At 48.2% G+C, this 735-nt stretch carries 1 protein-coding gene; it reads left to right on the top strand.

The window, feature by feature from the left end; all coding sequences use genetic code 11:
* On the top strand, positions 1–735 hold a 735-nt coding region (locus D8862_RS09485; RefSeq protein ID WP_221762945.1), incomplete at both ends, for an SHIRT domain-containing protein.

Raw genomic sequence — 735 nt, 5'->3', positions numbered from 1 at the left:
GAAGCTAACAAGTACCAAGCTACTTACAGTTTCGCAAGTGCAACAGCAGGTAAGCAACTTCCAGCAGCTATCGCAGCATTGACCCCAAGCGACAGTGCAACTTATGAGAATGGTAACTCTGTTTCCGCTCAACAACCATCCCAAACCACATACACCGACGCAGTGAACGATGGCACATGGACCTTCAAGGGTTACGACGCAGCTAGCGCTGTAGTCAACAAGTCCGATGTGGAGTTTGTAGGTAAATGGACCTTTGAAGCTAACAAGTACCAAGCTACTTACAGTTTCGCAAGTGCAACAGCAGGTAAGCAACTTCCAGCAGCTATCGCAGCATTGACCCCAAGCGACAGTGCAACTTATGTGAATGGTGCCTCTGTTTCCGCTCAACAACCATCTCAAACCACATACACAGATACTGTGAATGATGGCACCTGGACCTTCAAGGGTTACGATGCAGAAAATGCAGTCGTGAACAAGGCTGATGTAGAGTTTGTAGGTAAATGGACCTTTGAAGCTAACAAGTACCAAGCTACTTACAGTTTCGCAAGTGCAACAGCAGGTAAGCAACTTCCAGCAGCTATCGCAGCATTGACCCCAAGCGACAGTGCAACTTATGAGAATGGTAACTCTGTTTCCGCTCAACAACCATCCCAAACCACATACACCGACGCAGTGAACGATGGCACATGGACCTTCAAGGGTTACGACGCAGCTAGCGCTGTAGTCAACAAGTCC

It is taken from the genome of Streptococcus oralis (genome assembly GCF_003942585.1).
Classification (GTDB): Bacteria; Bacillota; Bacilli; order Lactobacillales; family Streptococcaceae; genus Streptococcus; species Streptococcus oralis_BE.
The sequence above is the reverse complement of the archived record's forward strand: the minus strand, read 5'-3'. Positions and strand labels throughout refer to the sequence as shown.